The 24,848-nt window shown below is 69.4% G+C and carries 26 protein-coding genes; 19 read left to right on the forward strand and 7 right to left on the reverse strand.

Annotation, left to right across the window (positions count from 1 at the left end; all coding sequences use genetic code 11):
- Window positions 1-164: 164 nt before the first annotated feature.
- From ACQHIV_RS38380 to ACQHIV_RS38410, 7 genes are all read left to right on the forward strand, one after another.
- Window positions 165-899: an ABC transporter permease gene (locus ACQHIV_RS38380; RefSeq protein ID WP_427889240.1), complete on the forward strand. Its 735-nt coding sequence runs from the start codon at window positions 165-167 to the stop codon at window positions 897-899.
- Entirely contained in the window at window positions 896-2,392 is a 1,497-nt protein-coding gene (locus ACQHIV_RS38385) for an ABC transporter ATP-binding protein (RefSeq protein WP_427889241.1), read from the forward strand. Before ACQHIV_RS38380 ends, ACQHIV_RS38385 begins: the two co-directional genes overlap by 4 nt.
- Window positions 2,389-3,432 (forward strand): pyridoxal-phosphate dependent enzyme, encoded by a 1,044-nt coding sequence (locus tag ACQHIV_RS38390; protein ID WP_427889242.1) that lies wholly within the window; start codon window positions 2,389-2,391, stop codon window positions 3,430-3,432. The genes ACQHIV_RS38385 and ACQHIV_RS38390 overlap by 4 nt, the downstream gene beginning before the upstream one ends.
- A 32-nt stretch (window positions 3,433-3,464) precedes the next feature.
- Window positions 3,465-4,262 (forward strand): Rossmann-like domain-containing protein, encoded by a 798-nt coding sequence (locus ACQHIV_RS38395; RefSeq protein WP_427889243.1) that lies wholly within the window; start codon window positions 3,465-3,467, stop codon window positions 4,260-4,262.
- Entirely contained in the window at window positions 4,259-5,452 is a 1,194-nt protein-coding gene (locus tag ACQHIV_RS38400; RefSeq protein ID WP_427889244.1) for an MFS transporter, read from the forward strand. The genes ACQHIV_RS38395 and ACQHIV_RS38400 overlap by 4 nt, the downstream gene beginning before the upstream one ends.
- Before the next feature lie 125 nt (window positions 5,453-5,577).
- Window positions 5,578-6,258 (forward strand): DUF1707 SHOCT-like domain-containing protein, encoded by a 681-nt coding sequence (locus tag ACQHIV_RS38405; protein ID WP_427889245.1) that lies wholly within the window; start codon window positions 5,578-5,580, stop codon window positions 6,256-6,258.
- A gap of 78 nt (window positions 6,259-6,336) precedes the next feature.
- The gene (locus ACQHIV_RS38410) at window positions 6,337-6,786 is read left to right on the forward strand and encodes a hypothetical protein (RefSeq protein ID WP_427889246.1); all 450 of its coding nucleotides are present in this window, start codon (window positions 6,337-6,339) and stop codon (window positions 6,784-6,786) included.
- On the opposite strand, the gene ACQHIV_RS38415 is transcribed toward ACQHIV_RS38410, so the two are convergent.
- Window positions 6,770-8,320, reverse strand: coding sequence for a dolichyl-phosphate-mannose--protein mannosyltransferase (locus ACQHIV_RS38415; protein WP_427896648.1), 1,551 nt, complete (start codon window positions 8,318-8,320; stop codon window positions 6,770-6,772). The genes ACQHIV_RS38410 and ACQHIV_RS38415 overlap by 17 nt on opposite strands.
- A gap of 195 nt (window positions 8,321-8,515) precedes the next feature.
- Here ACQHIV_RS38415 and rsmI point away from each other — a divergent pair, with 195 nt between their 5' ends.
- The 3 genes from rsmI to ACQHIV_RS38430 all read left to right on the forward strand — a co-directional run bounded on the left by rsmI (window position 8,516) and on the right by ACQHIV_RS38430 (window position 11,933).
- Complete coding sequence (gene rsmI, locus ACQHIV_RS38420; RefSeq protein ID WP_427889247.1) at window positions 8,516-9,355, forward strand: 16S rRNA (cytidine(1402)-2'-O)-methyltransferase; 840 nt, start codon at window positions 8,516-8,518, stop codon at window positions 9,353-9,355.
- A 22-nt stretch (window positions 9,356-9,377) separates the two neighbouring features.
- A complete protein-coding gene (metG, locus tag ACQHIV_RS38425; protein WP_427889248.1) occupies window positions 9,378-10,943 on the forward strand; it encodes a methionine--tRNA ligase in 1,566 nt (521 codons plus the stop codon).
- A 78-nt stretch (window positions 10,944-11,021) separates the two neighbouring features.
- Window positions 11,022-11,933 carry an NADP-dependent oxidoreductase gene (locus ACQHIV_RS38430; protein WP_427889249.1) on the forward strand — a complete coding sequence of 304 codons (912 nt, stop codon included), beginning with the start codon at window positions 11,022-11,024 and terminating at the stop codon, window positions 11,931-11,933.
- A gap of 107 nt (window positions 11,934-12,040) precedes the next feature.
- Here ACQHIV_RS38430 and ACQHIV_RS38435 read toward each other — a convergent pair whose 3' ends face one another.
- From ACQHIV_RS38435 to ACQHIV_RS38455, 5 genes are read right to left on the reverse strand one after another with little or no spacing between them, the layout of a single operon-like run.
- The gene (locus ACQHIV_RS38435; RefSeq protein WP_427889250.1) at window positions 12,041-12,952 is read right to left on the reverse strand and encodes a phytanoyl-CoA dioxygenase family protein; all 912 of its coding nucleotides are present in this window, start codon (window positions 12,950-12,952) and stop codon (window positions 12,041-12,043) included.
- Complete coding sequence (locus tag ACQHIV_RS38440; RefSeq protein WP_427889251.1) at window positions 12,949-14,220, reverse strand: ABC transporter substrate-binding protein; 1,272 nt, start codon at window positions 14,218-14,220, stop codon at window positions 12,949-12,951. The genes ACQHIV_RS38435 and ACQHIV_RS38440 overlap by 4 nt, the downstream gene beginning before the upstream one ends.
- Window positions 14,221-14,233: 13 nt before the next feature.
- Window positions 14,234-15,043, reverse strand: coding sequence for a carbohydrate ABC transporter permease (locus ACQHIV_RS38445; RefSeq protein ID WP_427889252.1), 810 nt, complete (start codon window positions 15,041-15,043; stop codon window positions 14,234-14,236).
- On the reverse strand, window positions 15,040-15,939 hold the full coding sequence (locus tag ACQHIV_RS38450) for a carbohydrate ABC transporter permease (protein WP_427889253.1): 900 nt from the start codon (window positions 15,937-15,939) through the stop codon (window positions 15,040-15,042). The genes ACQHIV_RS38445 and ACQHIV_RS38450 overlap by 4 nt, the downstream gene beginning before the upstream one ends.
- Window positions 15,932-17,248 (reverse strand): glycoside hydrolase family 36 protein, encoded by a 1,317-nt coding sequence (locus ACQHIV_RS38455; protein WP_427889254.1) that lies wholly within the window; start codon window positions 17,246-17,248, stop codon window positions 15,932-15,934. Before ACQHIV_RS38455 ends, ACQHIV_RS38450 begins: the two co-directional genes overlap by 8 nt.
- A 77-nt stretch (window positions 17,249-17,325) precedes the next feature.
- Here ACQHIV_RS38455 and ACQHIV_RS38460 point away from each other — a divergent pair, with 77 nt between their 5' ends.
- Window positions 17,326-18,243, forward strand: coding sequence for a helix-turn-helix domain-containing protein (locus ACQHIV_RS38460; RefSeq protein ID WP_427889255.1), 918 nt, complete (start codon window positions 17,326-17,328; stop codon window positions 18,241-18,243).
- On the opposite strand, the gene ACQHIV_RS38465 is transcribed toward ACQHIV_RS38460, so the two are convergent.
- Complete coding sequence (locus ACQHIV_RS38465; protein WP_427889256.1) at window positions 18,215-18,547, reverse strand: discoidin domain-containing protein; 333 nt, start codon at window positions 18,545-18,547, stop codon at window positions 18,215-18,217. The genes ACQHIV_RS38460 and ACQHIV_RS38465 overlap by 29 nt on opposite strands.
- Before the next feature lie 57 nt (window positions 18,548-18,604).
- Between ACQHIV_RS38465 and ACQHIV_RS38470 the strand changes: the two genes are divergently transcribed.
- From ACQHIV_RS38470 to ACQHIV_RS38505, 8 genes are all read left to right on the forward strand, one after another.
- Window positions 18,605-19,018, forward strand: coding sequence for an SRPBCC domain-containing protein (locus ACQHIV_RS38470; protein WP_427889257.1), 414 nt, complete (start codon window positions 18,605-18,607; stop codon window positions 19,016-19,018).
- A 10-nt stretch (window positions 19,019-19,028) separates the two neighbouring features.
- Window positions 19,029-19,940, forward strand: a complete 912-nt coding sequence (locus tag ACQHIV_RS38475; RefSeq protein ID WP_427889258.1) for a TatD family hydrolase — start codon at window positions 19,029-19,031, stop codon at window positions 19,938-19,940.
- Window positions 19,941-19,964: 24 nt separating this feature from the next.
- A complete protein-coding gene (locus ACQHIV_RS38480; RefSeq protein WP_427889259.1) occupies window positions 19,965-20,393 on the forward strand; it encodes a hypothetical protein in 429 nt (142 codons plus the stop codon).
- 41 nt (window positions 20,394-20,434) lie between these two features.
- Window positions 20,435-21,484: a hypothetical protein gene (locus tag ACQHIV_RS38485; RefSeq protein WP_427889260.1), complete on the forward strand. Its 1,050-nt coding sequence runs from the start codon at window positions 20,435-20,437 to the stop codon at window positions 21,482-21,484.
- A gap of 56 nt (window positions 21,485-21,540) precedes the next feature.
- On the forward strand, window positions 21,541-22,431 hold the full coding sequence (locus tag ACQHIV_RS38490) for a hypothetical protein (protein WP_427889261.1): 891 nt from the start codon (window positions 21,541-21,543) through the stop codon (window positions 22,429-22,431).
- Between the two features lie 111 nt (window positions 22,432-22,542).
- A complete protein-coding gene (locus ACQHIV_RS38495; RefSeq protein ID WP_427889262.1) occupies window positions 22,543-22,851 on the forward strand; it encodes a hypothetical protein in 309 nt (102 codons plus the stop codon).
- A 21-nt stretch (window positions 22,852-22,872) separates the two neighbouring features.
- Complete coding sequence (locus ACQHIV_RS38500) at window positions 22,873-23,487, forward strand: nitroreductase family protein (RefSeq protein WP_427889263.1); 615 nt, start codon at window positions 22,873-22,875, stop codon at window positions 23,485-23,487.
- A gap of 217 nt (window positions 23,488-23,704) precedes the next feature.
- Window positions 23,705-24,835, forward strand: coding sequence for a transglycosylase family protein (locus ACQHIV_RS38505; RefSeq protein WP_427889264.1), 1,131 nt, complete (start codon window positions 23,705-23,707; stop codon window positions 24,833-24,835).
- The last annotated feature ends 13 nt before the right edge of the window (window positions 24,836-24,848 follow it).

Genomic DNA, 24,848 nt, shown 5'->3' on the forward strand with positions numbered 1-24,848 from the left:
CCGACGCCGGCCGGGATGAGGCGGCGTCTGGTGTCGGCCGGGATGGGGCGGTGCCTCGCGGCGGACGGTGCTGGGTTTGGCGCCGCACTTCTCGGCGCGGGGGTTCGGCGTGCGGTCGGTGGGGTGTGGTTGGGGTTGCGGTGGGGTTGGTTTTGGTGCCGGTGGTGGTGGCTTTGGGTGGGCCGTTGGTGCCGTACGACGTGCCAGACGGGCTGCCGTACTCGTCTGCGGGGTTGTTGGGGACGGACGGGTTGGGGCGGGACGTGTTCGGGTTGTTGCTGGTCGGTGGGCGGTCGGCGCTCGGGATGGCGCTGGGGGCCGTCGTGTTGGCGTACGTCGTCGGCGGGGCGATCGGGTTGACGGCGGCGTCCACCCGGCATCGGTGGTTGGACGAGGGGCTGATGCGGCCCCTCGACGTACTGCTGCCGTTGCCCTCGCTGCTGGTGATCAGCGTGGTCGCGGTCGGGTGGCGGGCGTCCGCGGTGGCGATCACCGTGGCGGTCGCGATGATGAACGTACCGACCGTCGCGCGGCTGGTACGTGCAGCCGCGCTCGACGCCGCCAGCGGGCCGGTGGTCGAGGCGCTCCGGATGCAGCGCGAGTCGTGGGTGCGGATCCAGCTCGGGTACGTCGGCCGCTCGGTCCTCGGCCCGGTCGCCGCCGACCTCGGTACCCGGATCACGCTCGCGGTCTTCCTCGTTGCCTCGGTCAACTTCCTCGGCCTGGGCCTCAGCCCGACCGCCCCCGACTGGGCCGTCACCGTCTCCCGCAACCGCGAAGGCCTCCTCCTCCAACCGTGGTCGGTCCTCGCCCCCGCCCTCCTCCTCATCTCCTTCACCCTCGGCTTCAACCTCCTCACAGACCACCTCCTCCACCACTCCCGGAAGGCGACCACATGACCCTCGTCAGTGTCGACGGGTTGTCCGCTGCTGCTCGGGGTGGGGTGTTGGTGGAGGGGGTTTCGTTTGAGGTTTTGGTGGGGGAGGTGACGGCGTTGGTGGGGGCTTCGGGAGCGGGGAAGACTACGGCGGCGTTGGCGTTGCTGGGGGAGTCGGGGGAGGGGGTTCGGCTGGCGGGGCGGGTTGAGGTGGCGGGGGAAGTGGTTGTTGATGGTGGCGGGCTGACGGGGGTTGATGTCCGGGGACGGGTGGTGGCGTACATGCCGCAGCATCCGGGGAGTGCGCTCAACCCGGCGCGGCGGATCGGGGCGACGCTGCGGGAGTTGGCGAGGTTGCACGGGGGTGAGCCGGCGGCGGCGCTGGGGGCGGCGCAGTTACCGGCGGAACGGGCGACCCTCAAACGGTTTCCGCATCAGTTTTCGGGTGGGCAGCGGCAGCGGGTGGTGCTCGCGCAAGCCCTGACCTGCCGGCCGAAGGTGCTGATCCTCGACGAGCCGAGTACCGGGCTCGACTCGATCACCCGGCTGCGCCTCGTCCACGAACTGCGCGACTTGGCCGCCTCCGGCCTCGGCATCCTGCTCCTCAGCCACGACCTCGACCTGGTCCGCGCACTCGCGACCCGCGTCGTCGTCCTCCACGCCGGCCGCGTCGTCTCCGACGTACTCCCACAGCCCACCGACCCACCGCGCCTGGGAACCTCCACCCCCACCCAACCGTTGCTAAAGGCAATGAACCTGTCAGCCGCCGTACGTCGCGACCCCATCGTTCGCGAGGTGGACCTGACCCTCCACGCAGGCGGCTGTCTAGGCGTCGTCGGCCGCTCCGGCAGCGGCAAGACCACCCTTGCCCGCTGCCTGGCCGGCCTGCACGAACGCCACACGGGCACGATCCACCTCGACGGCAAACCACTCCCGGTCCTCCGCAAGCGCACCCGCGACCAGCACCGTCGCGTGCAGTACGTCTGGCAGGAGGTCCGCGGCTCCTTCGACGAGCGCCGCCCGGTCGTCCAGCAGGTCGCCCGTACGGCGGAACGCCTCCGCGGTCTCGCTCCGGACCAGGCCCACGCCGAGGCCGTCGCGACCCTCGCCCGACTGGGCGTCGCCGCGATCACCGCCGCCCGCCCACCCAGCCAACTGTCCGGCGGCGAACTCCAGCGTGCCGCCCTCGCCCGCGCCGTCCTCGCGCATCCCGACGTGCTGATCTGCGACGAGATCACCACCGCCCTCGACGACCGCGGTACGGCGCTCGTCCTCGACCTGCTCGGCGAGCTCAAGGACCGCGGTACGGCGCTGCTCTGGATCGGCCATGACCTCGGACTGATCGCCGCCGTCGCCGACGAGGTGCTGGTCCTCGACGCCGGCCGCGTGGTCGAGCAAGGCCCGCCGGCCACGCTGACGACCGCCCCGCGGCACGCCCTGACCCGGCAACTGGTTGCCGCGGCCCACATTTCTCCGCCCGCATCCATCGACAGAAGGAGCGAACCGCGCCGATGACGCGACTGCACGACCACCTGGCGGAGGCGATCAAGGATCCGGACCCGATCCGGGTGGACGACCTGATCTGCCTGCGGTTCGAGACGATGAAGGTGTACTCCGCCCTCGGCGCCGTCCGGCACCTGCTCGACACCGGGCAGGTCCGCCCGGGTGACACACTGATCGACAGTTCGAGCGGGATCTACGCGCACGCGCTCGCGCTGGCCTGCCACCGGTACGGGATGAAGTGTCACATCGTCGGCTCCACCACGGTCGACCGGACGCTGCGGATCCAGCTCGAGATCCTCGGCGCGACCGTCGAGCAGGTGCCGTCCTCGAACAACCTGCAGCTCGACCAGAACCTCCGGGTCCGCCGGATCGGCGAGATCCTCCGCGACAACCCGGCGTACCACTGGATGCGGCAGTACCACGACGACATCCACTACCTCGGGTACCGCGCGGTCGCGGACCTGGTCGCGTCGCTGGTGCCGACCGGGCCGCTGTGCCTGGTCGGCGGCGTCGGTACGGGCGCCTCCACCGGCGCGATCGCGGCGTACCTGCGAGACAGCGGGCGCGACGTGAATCTGGTCGGCGTGCAGCCGTTCGGGAGTGTGACGTTCGGGGCCGGGCACACGCAGGACCCGGAGATGATCATCGCGGGGATCGGCAGCTCGATCGAGTTCCGGAACGTGCGGCACGAGCTGTACGACCGGCTGCACTGGGTGTCGTTCGAGTATGCGATGTCCGCGGCGGTCGACCTGCTCCGGACGTCCGGCGTTTTCGCGGGGCTGTCCGCCGGGGCGGCGTACCTCTCGGCGGCCTGGGAACACAACTGCGACCGCGGCCGGAAACACGTCTTCCTGGCCGCGGACACCGGCACCCGGTACGTCGAGTCCGCGTTCGCCCGGCACGCCGAGGCGCGCCCGATGGCGTCGATGCGACCCCGCGAGATCGACTCCCTGGACGACCTCGCGGTCCCGTGGTCGGCCATGTCCTGGGACCGCCGGGAATCCGCGCAGTTGTCCCGCGCCACGTTTCCATCTGCGACGCCGTCGCATTAAGGTGTGTGCCGTACAACCCGAAAGGCTGACCCATGACCGTTGCCGAGCTCACCGCCGCTGTCCTTGCCGGTACGCCGTCGCCCGCGGACTTCGACATCACCAGCGCGTTCTGGCTGCACCACACGACCCGGCTCCCCGGCGCCGACGTCACCTATCGCAACTACTACGTGCTGCTGCGGGTGGGCGAGGTCTTCGGTGCCTGCTCGTTCGAGGCCGGCGAGCTCGACCCGGCGTACTGCGCGGACACCTCCGGCCGCACGCTGGCCGACGTACTCACCTCCGACGACCCGCTGCCCGTGCGGATCGCCGCGCTGGACGCGTACCTGGCCGCGGTCGAGCCGCATCACACCTCGCCGTACGCCGAGGAGGTCGTCCTTCCCGCGGGTACGCCGGACGTTCGGGCGAAGGCCCGTGATGCCGCCGTGGCGGGTCTGCTGGACGTTGCCGAAGGCACCAAGGTGGCGTTGATCGGCGTGGTGAACCCGCTCGTCGACGCGATCACCGACCGCGGCGGGAGCTGTCTGCCGTGCGACTTCAACCTCCGCGAGACCGCGTCCGGGCTGCCGGTCGCCCGCGACATGGCCGAGGTGGTCGACGCCGCCGACGCGGTCGTCGCCACCGGGATGACGCTGTCCAACGGCAGCTTCGACGTACTCCTGCAAAGTTGCCGCGAGCAAGCGAAACCGCTGGTGATCTACGCCCAGACCGGCAGCGCGGTCGCCCGGGCTTTCCTCGGCGCCGGCGTCACCGCGCTGTCGGCCGAGCCGTTTCCCTTCTCCCAGTTCAGCTCCCGCCCGAGCAGCCTCTACCGCTATCGGACGGACACATGACCACGCAGCAGCTCAGTACCGAAGTGCCCGGCGATCTCCGGATGGCCAAGTGGCTCTGGCCGTTCCTGCTCGCCTCGACCGTGAGCCTGATCCCGTTCACGGTCTTCGGGATGTACCTGGTGCCGATCTCGCAGGCCGCGGGCGGCAGCGTCGCCGAGATCGGCGGTCTGCGCGGCCTCGGCGGGCTCGCGGCGCTCGCGGTCGGCGTCACGCTCGCCCCGCTGATGGACCGGGCGCCGCGTGAACTGGTCGCCGCGGGCGGGCTCGCGCTGCTGGGCGTCTCGGCCGCGTTGGGTGCCGTGGGCAACGTGTTCGCGCTGGCCGCGTTCTGCCTGCTGATCGGTGCCTCGACCTCGATCCTCGCGCCGTCCATCGGCGCCGCGGCCGCGGACCGCTTCCGGTCCCCGGCCGCCGCGGGCCGGGCGGCGACGCTGGTGTCGGCGACGACGAGCGCGATGGCGATGCTCGCGGCGCCGGTACTCGCCGGACCGGGGCTGATCTGGGGCTGGCGCGGCAACCTGCTCGCCGCGTCGGCGATCGCGCTGACGCTGTCGGCCGCCTTCTTCGTCCGCGGACGTGGCCGGAAGGCGCCTGTCACCGGGAGAGAACGCGTCAGCTACCTGGCGACGTACCGCGAACTCGCCCGCATCCCCGGCGCCGTCCCGCTGCTGGCCGTGGCGATGCTCCGGACGGCCGCGTTCATGGGGTACCTCGCGTATCTGGCCGCGTTCTACGACGACAGGTTCGACCTGGCGCCGGGGTGGTTCGCGCTGGTGTGGTCGCTCAGCGGTCTCTCGTTCTTCCTCGGCAACCTGCTGGCCGGCCGGTACCTCGCCACCGGCCGCGCCGCCACCGAGCGGCTGCTGCTGATCGGGATCATCGTCGCGCTCGTCGCCGTCGCGGCGTTCTACTTCTCGCCGAGTCTCCCGCTGACGCTCGCGTTGACCGCGGTGATGGGCGCGAGCCACGCGACGGTCGCGGCCTGCGTCACCACGCTGCTCGTCCGGCGCAGCGGCGACCTCCGCGGTTCGGCGCTCAGCGTCAACGCGGCCGGGATGAGCCTCGGGACCTTCCTCGGCGCCGCGATCGGCGGCCTCGGCCTGGGCCTCGCCGGCTACCCCGGTACGGCGGTCACGTTCGCCGCGATCACCCTCGTGGCGACCGCTTGCGCGCTCCGCGTCCGCCGCTGAACCGCTTTCCGGAACTTTTCCGGCGCTGAGCGCGAAGTTGTTTCCGCAAACCCGCCGAACCAGGGGGTAGTTCAGGGTTGTCACGGGGGTTTCAGCGGACTGATCTCGATATATCGTTCAGGTTTATGGAGAACCTGCCCGACAACCCGCATCCGCACGCGCATCTGCGGGCGTCCGACATCGACCGCGACCAGGTCGTCGACGTACTGCGGGATGCCCTGATGTCGGGGCGGTTGACGCAGGACGAGCACGCCGACCGGCTCGAACAGGCGCTACAGGCGAAGACGCTCGGCGAGCTGGAACCGATCACCCGGGACCTGGTCGCCCCGGGGCAGGCCGCGCCGCTCGCTCCGATGACACCGCCGGCGGCGGCCGCGTCGACCAGCCTGGTCCCGATCGAGGAGCCCGCCGACCCGGCCGCCAGCGTCGACAACCTGGTGGCGATCTTCGGCGGCGGCGAGCGGAAGGGCCGCTGGCGGGTGAAGCGGCGGACGAACGCGCTCGCGATCTTCGGCGGGCACGACCTGGACATGACCGACGCGGTGTTCGAGGGCCGCGAGGTGACGATCTACGCGGTCGCGGTGTTCGGCGGGATCGACGTCACCGTGCCCGAGGGCGTGACCGTGCGGAACGAGGGGATCGGGATCTTCGGCGGATTCGCCGCGCAGGGCTCGGACGACCCGGACCCGAACGCGCCGACCGTCGTGATCAAGGGACTCGCGCTGTTCGGCGGGGTCGGCGGGCAGTCGTCGGCGAAGCGGCACGGCAAGAAGCTCCGGCACCGGAACCGGCACGAGCTGCACTGACGGACCGGCCGGACCGGCCGCTGTGGCGGCGTCCGAAATGCGGGTGCGGTGCGGCGGGCCGGCTCGTAGCCTGCCGTCATGGCCGACTTCGTACCCGCCGACTTCGACGTACCGCTCGAGCTGACCACGCCGCGGTTTCGGCTGGAGCCGCTCGGGCCGCAGCACAACGACGCGGACTACGCGGCGTGGACCGGCAGCATCGAGCACATCCGGTCGACGCCCGGGTTCGGCGGCAGCTGGCCGCCGGTCGACGGGATGTCGCCGGAGGCCAACCTCGGCGATCTCCAGCGGCACGCGGACGACTTCGCCGCGCGCCGCGGGTTCACGTACACGGTGATCGACACCGACGTGATCGGCTGCCTCTACATCTACCCGTCGCGCAAGGACCCCGCGGTCACCGACGTACGGTCGTGGGTGACCGCCGCGCGGGCCGAGCTGGACGTCGAGCTGTACGACGCGGTCAGCGACTGGCTGGCCACCCGCTGGCCGTTCGGGAACGTCGACTACGCGGTCAGATCCAGGACTTGAACCACATCCGGCTGAGCCAGTCCTGGTGCGGGAGCACCTTGTCGGTCAGGATCGGCCAGATGTAGGCGAAGTTCAGCACCACGAGGACGACGAACGCGCCGACGATCGCGCTGCCGATCAGCCTGCGCGGGGTCGCCGTACTGATCGCGGTCCGTGCCGGGCCGAGGACCTTGCCGAGGACCAGCGCCAGCGCCATCACGGTGAACGGGATCATCGTCACCGCGTAGAAGAAGAAGATCGGTCTCTGGTCGTACGCGAACCACGGCGCCCAACAGGTCACGAACCCGATCACAGGTATGCCGAACCGCCAGTCGCGGGTGCTGATCCACAGCACCAGCGCGGCGATCAGCGCGAGCGCACCGCCCCACCACAGCAGCGGCGTACCGAGGGCAGAGATCACCTGCAGACACGTCTGACCGGCCGGAACGTCGCAACCCGGCGTACCGGGCTTGATGTCGTTGACCGCGTCGAACCCGATCGGCCGGGCGATGATCGGCCAGCCCGCCGGGTTCGACTGGTACGGATGGGTGGCGTGCTTGATGTAGTCGCCGGTGTGGAACGCGTAGACCTCTTTGTGGTACTCGAGCAGTGACCGGAAGTCGTCCGGGACCACCTTCATGATGCCGTGCGCCGGGTTGCTCGCCGCCCAGTTATGGTCGTACGAGTTGTCGTGCAGCAGCCAGCCGGTCCACGTCGCGGTGTAGGTGATGCCGGCCACCAGGACCAGGCTGAGGAACGCCGGGATGCCGTCGACCAGGGCGGACTTCACGAACGCCAGCCGGACGCCGAGCGCGCGCCGGGCGCCGTAGTCCCAGGCGAACGCCAGGACGCCGAACGCGGCCAGCGTCCAGATCGCGGACCACTTGGTACCGCAGGCGAGACCGAAGCAGACGCCCGCCGCGAGCCGCCACGGCCGGACCAGCAGCCAGCGGCCGAGCGTACGGCGTTCGCCGCCGTCGACCGGCTCGGCCAGCGTCTCGGCGTGCCGGCGGCGGGTCCAGTCCCGGTCGCAGACCAGGCAGGAGGTGGCCGCGACCAGCCAGAACGCCAGGAAGATGTCGAGCAGCGCGACCCGGGACATCACGAAGGACAGCCCGTCGACCGCGAGCAGCAGGCCCGCGATCGCGCCGATCAGCGTGGAGCGGGTCATCCGCCGTACCGTCCGGATCAGCAGCAGCACCGTCAGCGTGCCGAACAGCGCCGGCATGAACCGCCAGCCGAACGTGTTCATCCCGAACAGCTGCTCACCGGCCGCGATCATCCACTTACCGACCTCGGGGTGCACGGTCAGGCTCGGGGTGTCCTTGAAGACGTCCAGGTTGCCGGCCAGGATCGCCTTGTCGGCGGCCCCCTCCGGCTGGTCGATGAACTGCCGCGCGTACCCGAACTTGAGCAGGCTGAAGGCGTCCTTGGCGTAGTACGTCTCGTCGAAGACGAACTTCACCGGCGTACTCAGGTGCCAGAACCGCAGGATGCCCGCCACCAGCGTGATCGCCAGCGTGGCGATCCAGCCGCCGTCGAAGTCCCGCGGCATCGCCGGATACAGCCGCTCCTTCAGCGGCGGCAGCCGTCTGCCGAGCACGTCCCGCCCCAGCATCTCGCGGTCGTCCTCAGCCTCGCCTCGCCGGACGGTCCCGTCCTCGATCACAGCAGCCACGCCCGCCATGCTACGGACCCCCCGGTCCGCCCGCCTCCCCGTGTCGCCCGGAACGGCTGGGATGATGGCCTGATGACCGGGCGATTGGTTCTTGCGGGGACTCCTATTGGGGATGTTTCGGATGGTTCGCCGCGGTTGGGGACGGTGCTGGCCGGGGCGGATGTGGTGGCGGCGGAGGATACGCGGCGGTTGCGGCGGTTGACCTCTGAGCTGGGGATTCAGTTGAGCGGGCGGGTGGTGTCGTACTTCGAGGGGAACGAGCGGGAGCGGACGCCGGAGCTGCTGCGGGCGCTGACCGAGGGGCAGACCGTGGTCGTGGTGACGGACGCGGGGATGCCGAGCGTGTCGGATCCGGGGTACCGGCTGGTCGCGGCGGCGATCGAGGCCGACGTGCCGGTGACCGCCGTACCGGGGCCGTCGGCGGTGCTGACCGCGCTCGCGCTGAGCGGGCTGCCGGTGGACCGGTTCACGTTCGAGGGGTTCCTGCCGCGGAAGCCGGGGGAGCGGGGGCGGCGGCTCGCGGAGCTGAAGGACGAGCCGCGGACGATGGTGTTCTTCGAGGCACCGCACCGGTTGACCGCGTCGCTGGAGGCGATGGCGGAGGCGTTCGGGGCGGATCGGCGTACGGCGGTGTGCCGGGAGCTCACCAAGACGTATGAAGAGGTTAAACGCGGGCCTCTTGATGACCTTGTGCTGTGGTCCAAGGACGGGGTTCGCGGCGAGATCACGATCGTGGTGGCGGGCGCGGACCCGGACCGGGTGATGACGGCGGAGGACCTGGCGCGGGAGGTCGCGGTCGACGAGGAGGCCGGTACGCCGCGTAAGCAGGCGATCGCCGACGTCGCGAAGCGCTTCAACGTGCCGAAACGGACCGTGTACGACGCCGTACTGGCCGCGCGAAACCCCACTTAACCGGGGCACTACTCTTTAAGGCATGTCCGAGAAGGCCTATTACGTCACCACCCCGATCTACTACGTCACGGCCGCGCCGCACATCGGCAGCGCCTACACGACGGTGGCCGGGGACGTCCTGACCCGTTGGCACGCCCAGCGCGGCGAGCGCAAGTGGTACCTGACCGGTACCGACGAGCACGGCGAGAAGGTGATGCGCAGCGCGCAGGCCCAGGGCATGACCCCGAAGGAGTGGACCGACAAGCTCGTCGAGGAGGCCTGGAAGCCGGCCTGGGTGGACGTCGACATCGCGTACGACGACTTCATCCGGACGACCGAGGAGCGGCACACCGAGCGGGTCCGCGAGTTCTGGCAGAAGCTGTACGACAAGGGCGACGTCTACAAGGGCGAGTACGAGGGCCTGTACTGCGTGGGCTGCGAGGAGTTCAAGCTTCCCGCCGACATCCGTACCGACGAGGACGGCACCCAGCGGTGCATGATCCACGGCACCGAGCTGGAGACGGTCTCGGAGACGAACTACTTCTTCCGGCTCTCGGCGTACGCCGACAAGCTGCTCGAGCTGTACGAATCCCAGCCGGACTTCGTGGCGCCGTCGAGCGCGCGCAACGAGGTGATCGCGTTCGTCAAGCAGGGGCTGCAGGACCTGTCGATCACCCGGTCGACGTTCGACTGGGGCATCCCGGTGCCGTGGGACGAGGACCACGTCCTGTACGTGTGGATCGACGCGCTGCTGAACTACGTGACGGCTGCGGGCTACGGGACGGACCCGGAGCGGTTCGAGGAGCTGTGGCCGGTCGACGTACACCTGGTGGGTAAGGACATCCTCCGGTTCCACGCGGTGATCTGGCCGGCGATGCTGATGGCCGCGGAGGTCGCCGTACCCAAGCAGGTGTTCGCGCACGGCTGGCTGCTGGTCGGCGGCGAGAAGATGAGCAAGTCCAAGCTGACCGCGATCGCGCCGCACGAGATCACCGACCACTTCGGCTCGGACGCGTTCCGGTACTACTTCCTGCGGACGATCCAGTTCGGGTCGGACGGGTCGTTCTCGTGGGAGCACCTGAGCGCGGTCTACACCTCCGAGCTCGCGAACGGCCTCGGCAACCTGGCCAGCCGGATCGCCGCGATGGTCGGGAAGTACTTCGACGGCGCGCTGCCCGAGCCGACCGACCACGGCCCGGCCGAGCAGGCGCTCGCCGACCGGCTCGCGCAGACCGTGGCGACGGCGGACAAGGCGCTGGACACGCTCGCGTTCCAGGACGCGCTGGCCGCGATCAACGAGCTGGTTGGTGCGGTCAACGGGTACGTCACCGAGCAGGAGCCGTGGAAGGTCGCCAAGGACGAGTCCCAGCGGGACCGGCTCGCGACGATCCTGTACTCGGCGGCCGAGGTACTGCGGGCCGTCGCCGTACTGCACAACCCGACGATGCCGAAGTCGTCCGCGAAGCTGTGGGAGCTCCTCGGCGCCGAGGAGAAGCTCGGCGCGCTGGCCGACCAGCGGGTTCAGGACGCCGGCACCTGGGGCCAGCTCCCGGCCGGGGCGACGCTGACCAAGGGCGACCCGCTGTTCCCGCGGCTCGAAGAGAACTGATCCGCCCCGCCGTCCGGGAATGCCGGGCGGCGGCGCGCGCTTTCTTGTAGCAACAACCATTTCTTGGAGGCGGGTTCGATGCGCGCGGTGGTGTTCGAGGAGTACGGCGGTCCCGAGGTGCTGAAGGTCGCGGAGCGGCCGGAGCCGCACGCGGGGCCGGGGCAGGTCCGGATCAAGGTGCACGCGGCGGGTGTGAATCCGTACGACACCAAGATCCGGCGTGGGTTCACGAAGGACTTCGCGCCGGCGAAGTTCCCAGCGGTTCCGGGGTTCGAGGTCGCCGGAGTGGTGGACGAAGCCGGTGACGGTGCCGCGTTCGCGGTCGGCGACGAGGTGGTCGGCTGGTCGGCCGGCGGTTCGTACGCCGAGTACGCGCTCGGCGGCAACGTGACGCGCAAGCCCGCGGGCCTCGGCTGGGAGCAGGCCGTCGGCGTACCGGTGGCCGGCGAGACCGCGCAGCGGGTGCTCGATCTGCTCGCCGTGAAACCCGGCGAGACGATCCTGATCCACGGCGCCGCGGGCGCTGTCGGCTCCGTCGCCGTACAGCTTGCCGTCGCCGCCGGGCTGACGGTGATCGGCACGGCGTCGGCGGCCAACCACGACTACCTTCGGACGATCGGTGCGATCCCCGTGCTGTACGGGGACGGCCTGCTCGAGCGGGTGCGCGAAGCCGCTCCCCAGGGCGTCGACGCGGTGTTCGACACCGCGGGCCAGGGCGGCCTGCAGGAGTCGATCGAACTCCGCGGCGGCACCGACCGGATCGTCACGATCGCCGACTTCGGCGCCGCGGAGCTCGGCATCCAGACCTCCTCCGGCGGCACCGGCACCCCCGACGAGGTCCGCGCCGCCCTCGACACCCAACTCCAGGCCGCCGCCGACGGCAAACTCACGATCCGCATCGCCGAAACCTTCCCCCTCGCCGACGCCGCCAAGGCCCAAGCCCTCAGCGAATCCGGCCACGCCCGCGGCAAGATCATCGTCCGCCCGTAGGCGGAGCTGCACCACTCATCAACCTCGCGCCGACGAGGGCCCGGCGTGGCGGCCGAGCGTACGCCGGGTCGCCGTCGGCTGGTTGCTGAGTGGTGCAGGTCCGGCGCTCAGGTGTACGCGAACCGGGACGGTGGGGTGGGTACGTCGTCGACGCGTGGGTCCCAGCGGTCGACGAAGTGGACGCCGGCGGGGAGTTCGACGCAGTCGGTGGAGGTCCAGCCTCGGGTGAGGGTGGGGAAGTCGGGGACGTCGGGGTGGTAGTGGGGTTTGCCGGTGCCGAGGAGGTCGCGGGCCATCGGGGCCGTGCGCGCCTGGTAGCGGAAGTCGGCCGACAGGCGCAGGTGGTTCGTCCGGTTGGGCATGGCGCCGTGGACGGTGAGGCTGCCGAAGAGCAGGACGTCGCCGGGGCGGTACGACGTGGTGCGCCACTCCGGGTGGTTCTCGTCCGCCTCGGCGCGCATCATTCCGGGGCCGTCGGACGCGCGCACCGGGAGTACGCCGAGTCGCGGCGAGCCGGCGTACACCCGCAGCCCGCCGATCTCCGGCGGCGCTTCGCTCAGCGGCAGCCAGGTGGTGAGGGTGTCCACGGAGCCCTGGATGAAGCGGTAGTCCTGGTGGATCGGGGTCGGGTTCGCGCCGGGCGAGGGCGGCGCGATCCGGCAGATGTGGGCCGGATGCGCGAACGCCTCCTCCCCGAGCAGTCTGCTACTGAGCTCGAGCAACTCGCGCCGTACGGCCAGCTGATGAAAAGCTTCCGTGCTCTGAATCGCCGTGTAGGCCCCGAAGAATCCCGCCGACCCTTCCTCCACAGCTCGCCCCGAAGCAACCAGCTCCCGCGGATCGGCATCCCGCGCCAACCAGTCGCTGTCGTACAGAATCCGCGCCAGCTGCTCGTGAACGTCCCCCACCACCTCGGTAGGCAACAGCCCGCGGAAGAACAGGTACCCGTCGGTCGCCAGCCGGTCCCGGAGCACCCCGGCGTCCAGGACGTCGCCGTACGAGTCGGTCAGTTCCTTCACTTGTCATTTCCGATCTTGTCCATGGACTTGGCGATGTCGGCGACCGGGACCTTGTTCAGATAGAGGTCGTTGACGGCCTTGTCGATTTCGGGGGACTTGGCGGTCCAGCCTTCGGCGATGGGGAGGTTGACGGTGGTGCCGGCCGCGGAGTCGATGAAGGGCTGGACGTCGATGTTCTTCTTCTTCCAGTACGCCTTGTATCCGGCGCCGGCGTCGTTCAGCGCCGGGATGATGTAGCCGGCGTCGCCCATCAGGCGCTGGGCCTTCTCGGAGCCGAGGAAGGTGACGAGCTTGCCCGCCTCGTTGGGGTGCTTGGTCTTCGCGAACATCGCCTCGGCGAGGCCGTTGATGACGACCGTCCGGCCGGCGGGTCCGGCCGGCATCGACGTGACGCCGATCGGGAACTTCACCTCGGGCAGCGCGAACGGCAGCAGTGCGTTGTTCGCCGGGAACATCGCGACCTCGCCGCGGTAGAACATCTCGGTGGCCTGTCCGGTCGGCGGGTTCGTCCGGGTGCCGTCCGGTGAGACCTTCCACTTGAACACCAGGTCGCGGGCGAACTGCAGCGCCTCGACGGACTTGTCGCCGGCGAAGTCGAAGGTGCCGTACGGCTTGTCCATCGCGTGGCCGCCGTTCGAGGCGATCCAGTTCAGCCATTGGGTCTGGCTGTGGTTCCAGGAGCAGAAGCCCCACTGCTTGTCGCCGGACGTCAGCTTGCGCGCGACCTCGAGGAAGCTGCCGGACCCGTCGGGCGCCCAGGTCAGCTCGGCGGGCATCGTGATGCCGGCCTTCTCGACCAGCGTCTTGTTGTAGAGCAGCCCGACGATGCCCATGTCCTTCGGCATCCCCAGTTGCTTGTCCTCGAACTTGTACGACTGCACGACGTTCGGGTGGTACGCGTCGAGCTTCAGCCCGGCCTTAGAGATCAGGTCGTCGAGCGGCGCCAGTACTCCCTTGCTCGCGAAGTCCGGGAAGTAGTCGACGGTCAGCCAGAACACGTCCGGCGCCTTGCCGCTGGCCAGCTCGGTGGTGAGCTTGGTCCAGTACTGGTCCCACGGCAGCACCTCCATCCGAACCGTGATGTTCGGATTCTCGGCCGTGAACGCGGCGAAGACCGTCTTGTAGCCGACCTCCTGCTGCTCGTCCCAGAGCCGGTACACGAGCTCGACCTTGCCGCCGCCGCCCGTCTTGTTGTCCGACGAGCCGCAGCCGGCGAGCGCGACCACACTGCCCGCGCCGATCAGGAATGTCCTTCTGGACAGAGACATCAGTACCTCCGGATTACTTGAGCCCGGTGACCGCGACCGAGCGGACGATGAAGCGCTGGAACACGACGAACAGCACGAGCAGCGGCGCCAGCGCGATCAGGCTGCCGGCCATCACGGCGTTGTAGTCGACGCCGATCTCCCCCTTGAACAAGGCGATCCCGACCGAGAGCAGCCGCTTGTCGTCGCTGCTGGTGATGATCAGCGGCCACAGGAAGCTGTTCCAGTTCGCCACCACGGCGAGGGTGGTGACGGTGACCAGGATCGGTTTCGACAACGGCAGCACGATCGAGACCAGGGTGCGGACGCGGCCGGCGCCGTCGATCCGGGCCGCGTCCTCCAGGTCCGCGGGGATGCTGCGGAAGAACTGGCGGAGCAGGAAGATCGCGTACGGCGTACCGAGCATCGTCGGCAGCATCAGGCCGGCCCACGTGTCGACCAGGCCGAGCTTCTGCATCATCAGGTACAGCGGGATCATCGTGACCACCGGCGGCACCATCAGTGTCGACAAATACACCCAGAACAGCGCGTCCCGGCCCGGGAACGTCAGCCGGGCGAAGGCGTACGCCGCGAGCACCGCGAACACCACCTGTCCGAGCGTGATGCCGGCGGTGACGAACGCCGTGTTCAGCAGGTACCCGCCGAACCCGGACGCGAACAGCCGGTGGAACGCCGCCGTACTCGGCGGGATCCCCGGCTCCCACGGCATCGTCTCGGACAGTTGCCCGGGGCCCTTGAACGCCGTCAGCAGGGTGAGGAAGTACGGGAAGATCGCGAACACGCAGCCGAGCACCAGGACCGCGTACGTGAACAGGCGCAGTTTCATCCGGACACCTCGTAGGTTGTACGGCGTTCGAAGTACACGAACTGGGAGATCGTCGCGATCAGCACCACCGCGAACAGCAGCACCGAGATCGCCGACGCGTAGCCGAAGTCGAACTTGTGGAACGCCTCGTCGTAGATCTGGTACGTCGTGACCTCGGTGCTGTGACCCGGCCCGCCCTCGGTCATCACGAAGATCGTGTCGAACGCCTGGAACGACCCGATCACGTTGGTGATCAGCACGAACAGCATCGTCGGCCGCAGCAATGGCAGTGTGATCGTGAAGAAGTGCCCGACCGGGGACGCGCCGTCCAGGGCCGAGGCCTCGCGCAGCGACGCCGGGATGTTCTGCAGGCCGGCCAGGAAGAACAGCATGTTGTACCCGGCGAACTGCCAGATGTGCACCGCCGCCACGCTCGGCATCGCCAGCACCGGCGACGACAGCCACGCCGGTCCATGGATCCCGAACAGCCCGAGGAACTGGTTCAGCGCGCCGCGTCCGGGGTCGAAGATCCAGCTCCAGACGAGACCGAGCGCGACCGGGGTCGCCATCCACGGGATCACCAGCAGGGCCCGGAAGTACCTCATCCCGCGGAGCTTGCGGTCCACCAGCAGGGCGAGCAGCAGCGAGAGGATCGTCGTACCGGGAACGCAGATCAGGACGTAGTACAGCGTGACCAGCAGCGAGTGCCAGACGTCGGAGTCGCCGAACAGCTTGCGGTAGTTGGCCAGCCCGACGAATTCCGGTGTCGAGAGCAACTTCCAGTCGAACAGGCTGAGCGTCAGCACGATCAGGACCGGTGCGAGCAGGAAACCGAGGACGCCGATCAGGCTCGGGGCCAGGAGTGCGTAGGCCGCTGCCGCCTCGGTGGTGCGGCGTCTTTGCGCCGGCCTAGGCATCGGGATCCTTCAGCGGATGTGGTCGCGGCGAGCTCGGGACGAGCAGCTCGCGGGTACGGTCGAGTGCCCACCGGTCGAGAATGCCGATCGGGTCGCTCGACATCCGCAGCCCGGGGCCGTCCGCGATGTGCTGCGCCCACCGCTCGCGTTCCTGGACGTCGGGGCGGACGATCAGGCAGTCGGAGTCGTTCGCCCACCACCGGCCGTGCAGGAACTCGCGCGCGACCGACGTGGACCGGGCGCCGTGCTGCCCGGGCTGGCTGATGTCGCCGGACGGTGGTTCGACCAACGGATCGGTGTCGGGGGAGATGCGCATGCAATCGACCAGCCCGAGGCTCGGCAGGATCGGCGCACCGCAGCCGTGCAGGATCCGGTTCGGCCCGACCGCTTCCCGGAGCAGGCGCAGGCCGTGCCGGTACGCCGCGATGCCGTCGATCTGCTCGTACCGCGGCCCGTCGATGGCACCGGCGTACACGAAGTCGAGCTTGAAGTGGTCGTACCCCTGCCGGCAGAGCTCGGTGAACACGTCGGTGAGGTGCCGCGCGGCGCCCGGGTGGGTGACGTCGAGGACCAGTTGCTCCTCGCCCCAATTCGTCCCGGCGCTGATCCCAGGGACCAGCCACTCCGGGTGTTTGCGGGCAGTGTCGCTGCCGGCCGCGACGAGGAACGGCGCCACCCAGATGCCCGCGCGGCGCCCGCTGGAGCGGATGTCCGCGGCCAGCGTGACGGTCGACCCGAAGTCGTCGCGTGGGGTCAGCCAGTCGCCGATCGCAGCCTGGTACCCCTCGTCGAGGAGGACCAGGTCGACGCTGAGCTCGTGCAGGTCGAACTGCCGTACGTCGGTCATCACGTCCCGCTCGGTGACCTTGCCCCAGTACGCGTACCAGCTGCACCAGGACGGGCCGAACACGCGCACCGGCGGCGCACCGGCGGCGAACGCGTCGGCCCAGTCGGCGAGCGCCTGGTTGGGGTTGGCCTGCGTACTGGTCGTGGTGGCGACCTCGCCGTCGGCGGTGATCACGAGCTTGTCGCCGTGAATCTCGGCGCGGATCGACGGTACGGCGTCCGGAGTGAGCGCGGACACCACGACGACCTCGCCGGCGTTGGCGACCGCCAGCAGACCTTCGCCCTGGAACCGGCCGGCGTCGACGCCGGGGCGGTACGCCATGACGTGGTGGTTGGGTGCCGTGGGCCGGGGCGGTCGCGCGTCGAGGCGGTACCAGCCGCTCGGGCTCCAGGACTGCCAGCCGTGCTCGAAGACCAGCGTGTTCGGGTCGTGGCCGAGCTCGGCGACCGGGCGGAAGGGCACGGATCCCTCGATTCAGTAGAGGTGCAGGATCTTGCTGCTGTGCCGCTAATCTTGGGGCGCCGACGAGGAGATAGACCATGACGGAGCCTGCTGACTTCGAGCACGATCTTGCTACCCAGGTGCTGATCGAGCTGTACAGCGAGATCCCGCCGCCGAGCAAACTGGTGACCGGGCACTTCCACAGCGGTGGCGACTACCGCGTCGTCCGCCCGGACGGTGTGGGCAGCTGGTACCTGCTCTACACGGCGTCCGGGACGGGCCGGTACCTGCTCGGCGACAACAAGCTGATGCTGCGCCACGGGGACGTCGTCCTCGTGAGTCCCGGGACGCCGCACGACTACGGGACCGTGGGGACGTACTGGGAGTCGTGGTGGGCGCACTTCCAGCCGCGGCGGGAGTGGCACGGGTGGCTTTCGTTGCCGCAGGCAATGCCTGGGCTGTCGTACGTCCGGCTCAGCAGGTCGTCGGAGACCGACCGGGTGGTGTCCGCGTTCGACCGCCTGCACCGGGACGCGCAGCGCGCCGGCCTGTCGCCGACCGGGGACACCGAGCTGCACCTGCTGGAGAAGAGCGTCGCGACCGAGCTGACGATGAACGGCATCGAGGAGGTGCTCCTCACCGCGGTCGCCAGCCTCCGCCGCGAGACGCAGCAACTGGACGCCCGGGTGCACCTGGTGCTCGAGGCAATCACCGCCGACCCGGCGCGACCGCACACGTTGATGTCGTTGGCGGGCCTCGCGCAGGTGTCGGTGTCCCGGCTCGCCCACCTGTTCAAGGAGCAGGTGGGCGACTCGATCATGAACGTCGTACTGGCGCTCCGGCTGCAGCGTGCGGCGGAGTTGCTCGGCGCCACCGACATGTCCGTCGCGCAGATCGCCGCGGCCGTCGGGTTCGACTCACCGCACTACCTGAGCCGCCAGTTCGGCCGCCGGTACGGCATGTCCCCGACGGCCCACCGGAAGGCGGTCAGGAACCCGGAGCTAGAGCTATATTGAGCTCGGTCGCCGCCGCGTAGTCCGCACCGCCCGCGAGTCCGACGAGCCGCACGTACCGGGCCGTCGTACCGGCCGGGAAGCGGGCGATCTTCGCGTCGACCGTGCCGTCCCACGAGCCCTGCACAGCCGACGTGAACGTGACACCGTCGCCGCTCGTCTGGACGTCGTACGACGAGATGCGCCCGTTCGGTACGTCGGCGTCTGGCGACGCCGCGCCACCGACCCGCTGGGTACCCGCCGGGCCGGCGATCGTCAGGTTCTCGGTCTCGGACCGGACATGGACCGGAGTGCTGACTTGCTGCACGATCCGGCTGACGCTTTTCTACAAGCCGGGGCGGGCCGGCGGTCGTACTGTCGGCATATGACTGGTTATGTGGCAGTTGCCGAGATCGACATCGCGGCCTCACCCGAGCGGGTGTGGGACGTGCTCACCAAGCCGGACGAGGTGCCGGAGCTGTGGTTCGGCGCCACGGTGGAGACGGACTGGCAGGTCGGCAGCCCGATTACCTGGAGCGGTGAGTGGCAGGGCAAGAAGTACCAGGACAAGGGCGAGATCCTGGAGCTCGACCCGGGCCGCTCACTGAAGCTGACCCATTTCAGTCCGCTGACCGGGCAGCCCGACGTACCGGAGAACTATCACACGCTCACGTACACGCTGACCGGCAGCACCCACCTCAAGCTCGAACAGGACAACAACGGCAGCGAGGAAGAAGCCAAGCACGCCCAGGGCATGTGGGAAACGCTCGTGGCGAAGGTAAAGGAAGTGGCTGAGTAACCTTGGCCCCATGTCTGATGGTGTTGAGGTGGACAGGCCGACGCGGGAGCGTGCGGCGGTCGGGGAGGACGGGCGGTCGCGGGACCGGAGTCGGCCGGCGGTGCCGGATCCGTTGCCGATCAGCGTGGTCGACGCGCACTGCCACCTCGACATCGCGGACGGCGAGGACGGCGCCTGGCTGAGCCCGGCCGAGGCGATCCGGCTCGCGGCCTCGGTCGGCGTGACCCGGATCGTGCAGGTCGGCTGCGACCTGCCCGGTGCCCAGTGGGCCGTCGAGGCGGCCACGCAGTACCCGAACCTGATCGCCGGCGTCGCCCTGCACCCGAACGAGGCCCCGAAGCTCAAGGAGACCGGCGAGCTCGACAGCGCCCTCGCCGAGATCGAACGGCTCGCGTCGAGCTCCGCCAAGGTCCGCGTGATCGGCGAGACCGGCCTCGACTACTTCCGCACCGGCGCCGACGGCCAAGCCGCCCAGCACGAGTCGTTCGCCGCCCACATCGACCTGGCGAAGCGCCTCGACAAGACGCTGATGATCCACGACCGGGACGCCCACGACGACGTACTCCGCATCCTCGACCGCGAAGGCGTACCGGACCGCCTCGTCATGCACTGCTTCTCCGGCGACACCGAATTCGCCCGCCAGTGCGTCAACCGCGGCGCATACCTGAGCTTCGCCGGCGTAGTCACCTTCAAGAACGCCCAATCCCTCCGCGACGCCCTCGCCGTCACCCCCCTCGACCACATCCTGGTGGAAACCGACGCCCCCTACCTCACCCCGTCCCCCTACCGAGGCAAACCCAACGCGTCCTACCTCATCCCCCACACCGTCCGCAAAATGGCCGACGTCCTCAACATCTCCGTCCCCGAACTCTGCGAAGCCCTCAACAACAACGCCAACAACGCCTTCGGAGGGCCGTGGTGACCGCTCCGCCGATACCCTGAGCTCATGGATCACGTGGACTTCGAGACCTTCGACGCGCAGCTCCTCGAGCTCGCCGACTCGTTGCAGGGGGCCGACGAGACTACCGTGGCGGCCGAGGCGGTGCGGATGAAGGCGCTGGCGGAACAGATCGAGGACGAGCAGTCCCGCCGGCTTGCGCTGATCCGGGCCGAGAAGCTGCCCGAGTTCGTCCGCGGTCCGCAGCCCGGCACGAGTCCGCAGTACTGGCGTGCGGCGAGCCTGGTCACGCAGGTGATCAACGACAAAGGCACACCGGCCGAGCAGATCGATCACGCCCAGCGTGCGGTCGCCGAAATCGGCACGCTGGCCAGGGCCGCCCCGGAGCGTGAGTTCCGGACGATCCTGCGGATGAACTCGACCCTCAAGCGGCTGATCGAGCGCCGCCGACGGGAGAACCCGGACCTCGGATCGTGACCGACGTCGAGATCTCGCCGGAGTCCTGGGAGTACCGGCTGGTGGCTGCGGTGGTGATCGCGGTCGATCAGCGATTCGGTGGAACGGCGGCCGCGCCCCGGACCCACTGGACCGGAGTGGTGCTCGAAGAGAGCAATCCGGATTACCTCGGGACCGCCGGTGACGACGGCAGCATGTCGGTGTCGGTCGTCAATGTACTCGAGCCGTTGCAGAAGGCACGGGACCTCGATCGGCCGCTGACCGGTGGTGAGGCCCTCGCGATCCGCGACGCCATCGGCACGCTGGCCCACGAAGCGGCGCATCTGGTCACCGAGTTCGGTGACCAGGCGGCCCCGGACGCCTACCCGTACGACTCCGCGGCGGAAGTCGACAACGAGGGCCGGACCGAGTACTGGACGCATGACAATCTGGACCGGATTGTCGAGGACGTGCTTCCGGACGTCGGCCTGGAACACGTGGTGCCGGACGTGCTGGCCCAGCAGAGCATGGATGCCTATCCGGCCTTCACATCCGCGGTCAGGGACATCGATCAGGCTCTGGCCGACCATGCCGGTCTGCCCAAGGAGCAGGTCACCCAGAAGTTGATGCTTGCCGACGACGCGCAACGCTGGAACGTCGCGGCCGACCTGGTGATCGACGCACGTCTTGCGCAGCCGGGCTTGATGCCTGAGGCCGATCGAACCGAGGTGCGGAGGCAAGTGGTTGCTCCGTTGCGCGAGGCACTGTCCGGTCTGGAGGTGGTCGACGCGGACGACTCGCTGGACCATGACCAGCAAAGCGAGATTGGTGCCGAAGCCGCTCAGAAGGCAATCGCCGAGTTGGACCGGGCGGTCAATCGGGTCGAACGGCAGCACCGGGTCGACGGTGCGGTGCGGGTTCGGCAGCGGGCGTGGGAGGTTGGGGGGCGGGCGGAAGGCCGGGAGTTGCCGCCGGAGCTCAGGCGGTTGCGGGCGTTGACGGGGGCGCAGGCTGGTGCGGCGGGGGCTACGGCGCAGCGTCGAGGACCGGACGGATCGGGCGACGGGGCTCGGGTCCGTGGGCAGCAGGTTGACCGGGCACGACCCGCCAAGCCGACGCCGGGCCGCGGCTGAGCACTGGCGACGGCGCGCGGGCTCAACGGGCAGGATGCCAGGGAGGTGCGTGGAGCGTGGTTGTCGTCCTCACTGATGTGGACATCCGGGAGCGGTTGCGGGCCGGGTTGGCTGTGGGGTGGATGCGGGAGGCGGTTCGGGACGCGCGTGCGGGGCGGTTGAGCTGTCCGCCTCGGGTGGCTGCTGGGGTGGGGGCGGGGCGGCTGGTGTTCACGGCGGGGGCGTTGGAGGGGGAGTGGTTCGGGTATCGGTCGTACGACTCGTTCGGGGGTGTGCCGGGGGAGCAGGTTGTGGTGGTGCAGGACTGGGGGACCGGGGTGGTGCGTGGGGTTGCTTTGGGCAACGAGTTGGGGCCTCGGCGGGTGGGAGCGATCGGGGCGGTGGCGGTGGACGCGCTGGCGGATCCGCGGGCGAGTACGCTCGGACTGGTCGGTGCCGGGACACAGGCTTTCGCTCAGTTGTGGGCTGTCAGTGCGGTACGGCGGTTGTCGGGTATTCGGGTGTTCTCCAGGGATCCCGAGCGGCGAATGTCCTTTGCCAGAAGGGTTTCTGAGGACCTAGGGCTGCGGATAACGGCAGTCGGTTCGGCGCGGGAGGCGGTGGAGGGGGCCGACCTCGTGGTGCTCGCGACGAGCAGTGCGACGAAGGTGATCGAGCCGGAGTGGATCAGTGACGGGGCGTTCGTGACGACGCTCGGGCCGAAGCAGGTGGGGCGGGCGGAGTTCGGGCCGGAGTTGATCGATCGGGCGGAGCTCGCGGTGACCGACTCGGTGGCGCAGACGCACGCGTACGACCCGCCGTACATCCTGGCCGGTACCCCGCAGCACGACCGCCTGGTCGGCCTCGGAGAGGTGCTGGACGAGCACCCGGCCGGGAAGACCGTCGTGTTCTGCTCGGCAGGCCTCGCGGGCACCGAGGCGTACCTGCTCGCGAAGCTCGTTTCGTGACCGGCCGGACGCTCCTGGTGAATCTTGGCGGAGACCGTTGCGGGGCGCGCCGCAACGGCGCAGTCTGAGGGTGCCGGCCTCGGCCGGGGCCGGTCGTCGAGGGGAGGGGCAATGAGCGTTCTGATGACGATGCGGGTGACTGGGGATCCGGCAGCGATCGAGAAGTTGGGCGCGGACAACGGCGCGCTCTTCCAGGGGGTGGTGGCGGACGCGACCAGTCGCGGACTGATCTCACATCATTTCTACGGCAGCAAGTCCGAGGTTCTGGTGGTCGACGAGTGGCCCGACGAAGAATCGTTCCAGGGGTTCTTCGAGCACTCCGGATCGCAGATCCAGGAGATCATGGCGAAGGCGGGCGTGACGGCTGAGCCGGAGCCTGAGTTCTGGCGGCACCTGGAGGTCGGCGACGACGTGGGCTGACGCCGCTGGTAGACACCTCTCATGGAGTTCAGTGAGGTGGTCCGCAGGCGGCGGATGGTCAGGAACTACGACCCGGACCGGGCGGTCCCTGGTGAGGTTCGGGAGCGGATTCTTGGGAACGGGTTGCGGGGGCCGTCCGGGGGGTTCAGTCAGGGGTGGGCGTTCCTGACGTTGGAGGGGGACGAGCGGGAGCGGTACTGGCGGATCGCGGCCGAGGATCCGGACGAGAAGTATGTTGAATGGATCACAGGGTTGCGCCGCGCGCCGCTGCTGATTCTGGCGTTCGCGCACAAGGACGCGTACCTCGATCGGTACACCGAACCGGACAAGGGCTGGACCGATCGCGACGAGGGTCGGTGGACCGCGCCGTACTGGTACGTCGACACCGGGATGGCGGTGCTGCTGATGCTGCAGACCGTGGTCGACGAAGGCCTCGGAGCCTGCTTTTTCGGGCCGCCCGCGGAGAAAACGAAGCGATTGCTCGACGAGTTCGGCGTACCCGCGGGGTTCGATCTGGTCGGTGTTCTGTCGGTCGGGTACCGGGCTCCGGACAAGCGGTCGCCGTCGCTGAAACGGGGCCGCCGGACGACCGCCGAAGTGGTGCATCGGGGGCACTGGGGCAATCACGCCGAGTAAGGGTGCCGTTACACCTTTTCGCGACACTCCGAACAGGGGATTGGCACTTCCGCTACTTCTTCGTTATGGTCCCGTGATGTTGGCCGGGATCGGGGAAGTTCCCGGACGAGCACAACCCCTCGGCGGGGTCACCAAGTCTGGACAGCCAGTCCAGGCGCGGCGGCCGGTGCCTGTGCTGTCCCACCCCGTGCCCGGGTAGCCCTACCTGGGAGCTTTAGTGCGTAAGTCCATCATCGTGGCCGTCGGTGCGGCGGCTGCGTTAGCCGTCGCGGGCGGCTCCGTGGCATATGCCTCGAAGAGCAAGACCGTGAGCATCTCCGTCGACGGCCAGGTGCGGAAGGTGCACACCTTCGGCTCCACCGTGGCAGACGCCTTGAAGGACGACAAAGTTCAGGTCGGTGACCACGACAACGTCGCGCCGGGCCTGGATTCGAAGCTGAAGGACGGCCAGGAGATCGCCGTCCAGTACGGCCGCCAGCTGACCGTGAACGCCGACGGCACCAAGAAGGCCTACTGGACCACCGCGGACAGCGTGAACGAGGCGCTCACGGACCTGGGCCTGCGGTACGACGGCGCCCAGCTGTCCACCAGCCGGAGCGCGCCGCTCGGCCGCCAGGGCCTGGAGCTGACCGTCACCACGCCGAAGACCGTGCAGATCGTGCACCTCGGCAAGACCGTGACGATCAAGTCGCTGGCGGACACCGTCGGCCAGGCCCTCACGCAGGCGAAGATCCGCTGGGACGCCGACGACCGGATCACCCCGGCCGCCGCCACCCTGCTGAAGCCCGGCGTGAACACCATCGGGTACGTGCAGGTCGTGCAGAAGACCGTCACGAAGACCGAGGCGATCGCGCACGGCACCCAGAAGACCGACTCGGCGACGCTGGTCGAGGGCACCACGAAGACCACGACCACGGGCACCGACGGCTCGAAGGCCGTCACGTACCTGTACACCTACCTGGACGGCAAGCTGTCGACCACGAAGGTCGTCGGGTCGAAGCTGGTGACCAAGGCCGTCGACGAGCAGGTCCTGGTCGGTACGAAGCCGAAGCCGGCCGAGCCGACCACCACGACCACCGACAACAAGCCGCCGGCGAGCACGGGTGGCACCGGGGCGTGGGACCGGATCGCCGCGTGCGAGTCCGGCGGCAACTGGGCCTCGAACACCGGCAACGGGTACTACGGCGGTCTGCAGTTCGACCACGGCACCTGGGCGGCCTACGGCGGCACGGCGTACGCCAACAACGCGAACGGTGCGTCCAAGGCGCAGCAGATCGCGATCGCGGAGAAGGTCAAGGCCGACCGCGGCGGGTACGGCGCCTGGCCGGTGTGCGGCAAGAAGGCTTGAGCCTGACACACTG

It is taken from the genome of Kribbella polygonati, from assembly GCF_050320105.1.
In the GTDB taxonomy this organism is placed as follows: Bacteria; Actinomycetota; Actinomycetes; order Propionibacteriales; family Kribbellaceae; genus Kribbella.

Coding starts and splice junctions, on each gene's coding strand:
- ACQHIV_RS38415 (WP_427896648.1), bottom strand. CDS start 8,320: ATGCCGCGGGACTTCGACGGCGGCTGGATCGCCACGCTGGCGATCACG.
- rsmI (WP_427889247.1), top strand. CDS start 8,516: ATGACCGGGCGATTGGTTCTTGCGGGGACTCCTATTGGGGATGTTTCG.
- ACQHIV_RS38470 (WP_427889257.1), top strand. CDS start 18,605: ATGACTGGTTATGTGGCAGTTGCCGAGATCGACATCGCGGCCTCACCC.
- ACQHIV_RS38390 (WP_427889242.1), top strand. CDS start 2,389: ATGACGCGACTGCACGACCACCTGGCGGAGGCGATCAAGGATCCGGAC.
- ACQHIV_RS38440 (WP_427889251.1), bottom strand. CDS start 14,220: ATGTCTCTGTCCAGAAGGACATTCCTGATCGGCGCGGGCAGTGTGGTC.
- ACQHIV_RS38410 (WP_427889246.1), top strand. CDS start 6,337: ATGGCCGACTTCGTACCCGCCGACTTCGACGTACCGCTCGAGCTGACC.
- ACQHIV_RS38450 (WP_427889253.1), bottom strand. CDS start 15,939: ATGCCTAGGCCGGCGCAAAGACGCCGCACCACCGAGGCGGCAGCGGCC.
- metG (WP_427889248.1), top strand. CDS start 9,378: ATGTCCGAGAAGGCCTATTACGTCACCACCCCGATCTACTACGTCACG.
- ACQHIV_RS38475 (WP_427889258.1), top strand. CDS start 19,029: ATGTCTGATGGTGTTGAGGTGGACAGGCCGACGCGGGAGCGTGCGGCG.
- ACQHIV_RS38460 (WP_427889255.1), top strand. CDS start 17,326: ATGACGGAGCCTGCTGACTTCGAGCACGATCTTGCTACCCAGGTGCTG.
- ACQHIV_RS38480 (WP_427889259.1), top strand. CDS start 19,965: ATGGATCACGTGGACTTCGAGACCTTCGACGCGCAGCTCCTCGAGCTC.
- ACQHIV_RS38495 (WP_427889262.1), top strand. CDS start 22,543: ATGAGCGTTCTGATGACGATGCGGGTGACTGGGGATCCGGCAGCGATC.
- ACQHIV_RS38445 (WP_427889252.1), bottom strand. CDS start 15,043: ATGAAACTGCGCCTGTTCACGTACGCGGTCCTGGTGCTCGGCTGCGTG.
- ACQHIV_RS38395 (WP_427889243.1), top strand. CDS start 3,465: ATGACCGTTGCCGAGCTCACCGCCGCTGTCCTTGCCGGTACGCCGTCG.
- ACQHIV_RS38385 (WP_427889241.1), top strand. CDS start 896: ATGACCCTCGTCAGTGTCGACGGGTTGTCCGCTGCTGCTCGGGGTGGG.
- ACQHIV_RS38405 (WP_427889245.1), top strand. CDS start 5,578: ATGGAGAACCTGCCCGACAACCCGCATCCGCACGCGCATCTGCGGGCG.
- ACQHIV_RS38500 (WP_427889263.1), top strand. CDS start 22,873: ATGGAGTTCAGTGAGGTGGTCCGCAGGCGGCGGATGGTCAGGAACTAC.
- ACQHIV_RS38430 (WP_427889249.1), top strand. CDS start 11,022: ATGCGCGCGGTGGTGTTCGAGGAGTACGGCGGTCCCGAGGTGCTGAAG.
- ACQHIV_RS38400 (WP_427889244.1), top strand. CDS start 4,259: ATGACCACGCAGCAGCTCAGTACCGAAGTGCCCGGCGATCTCCGGATG.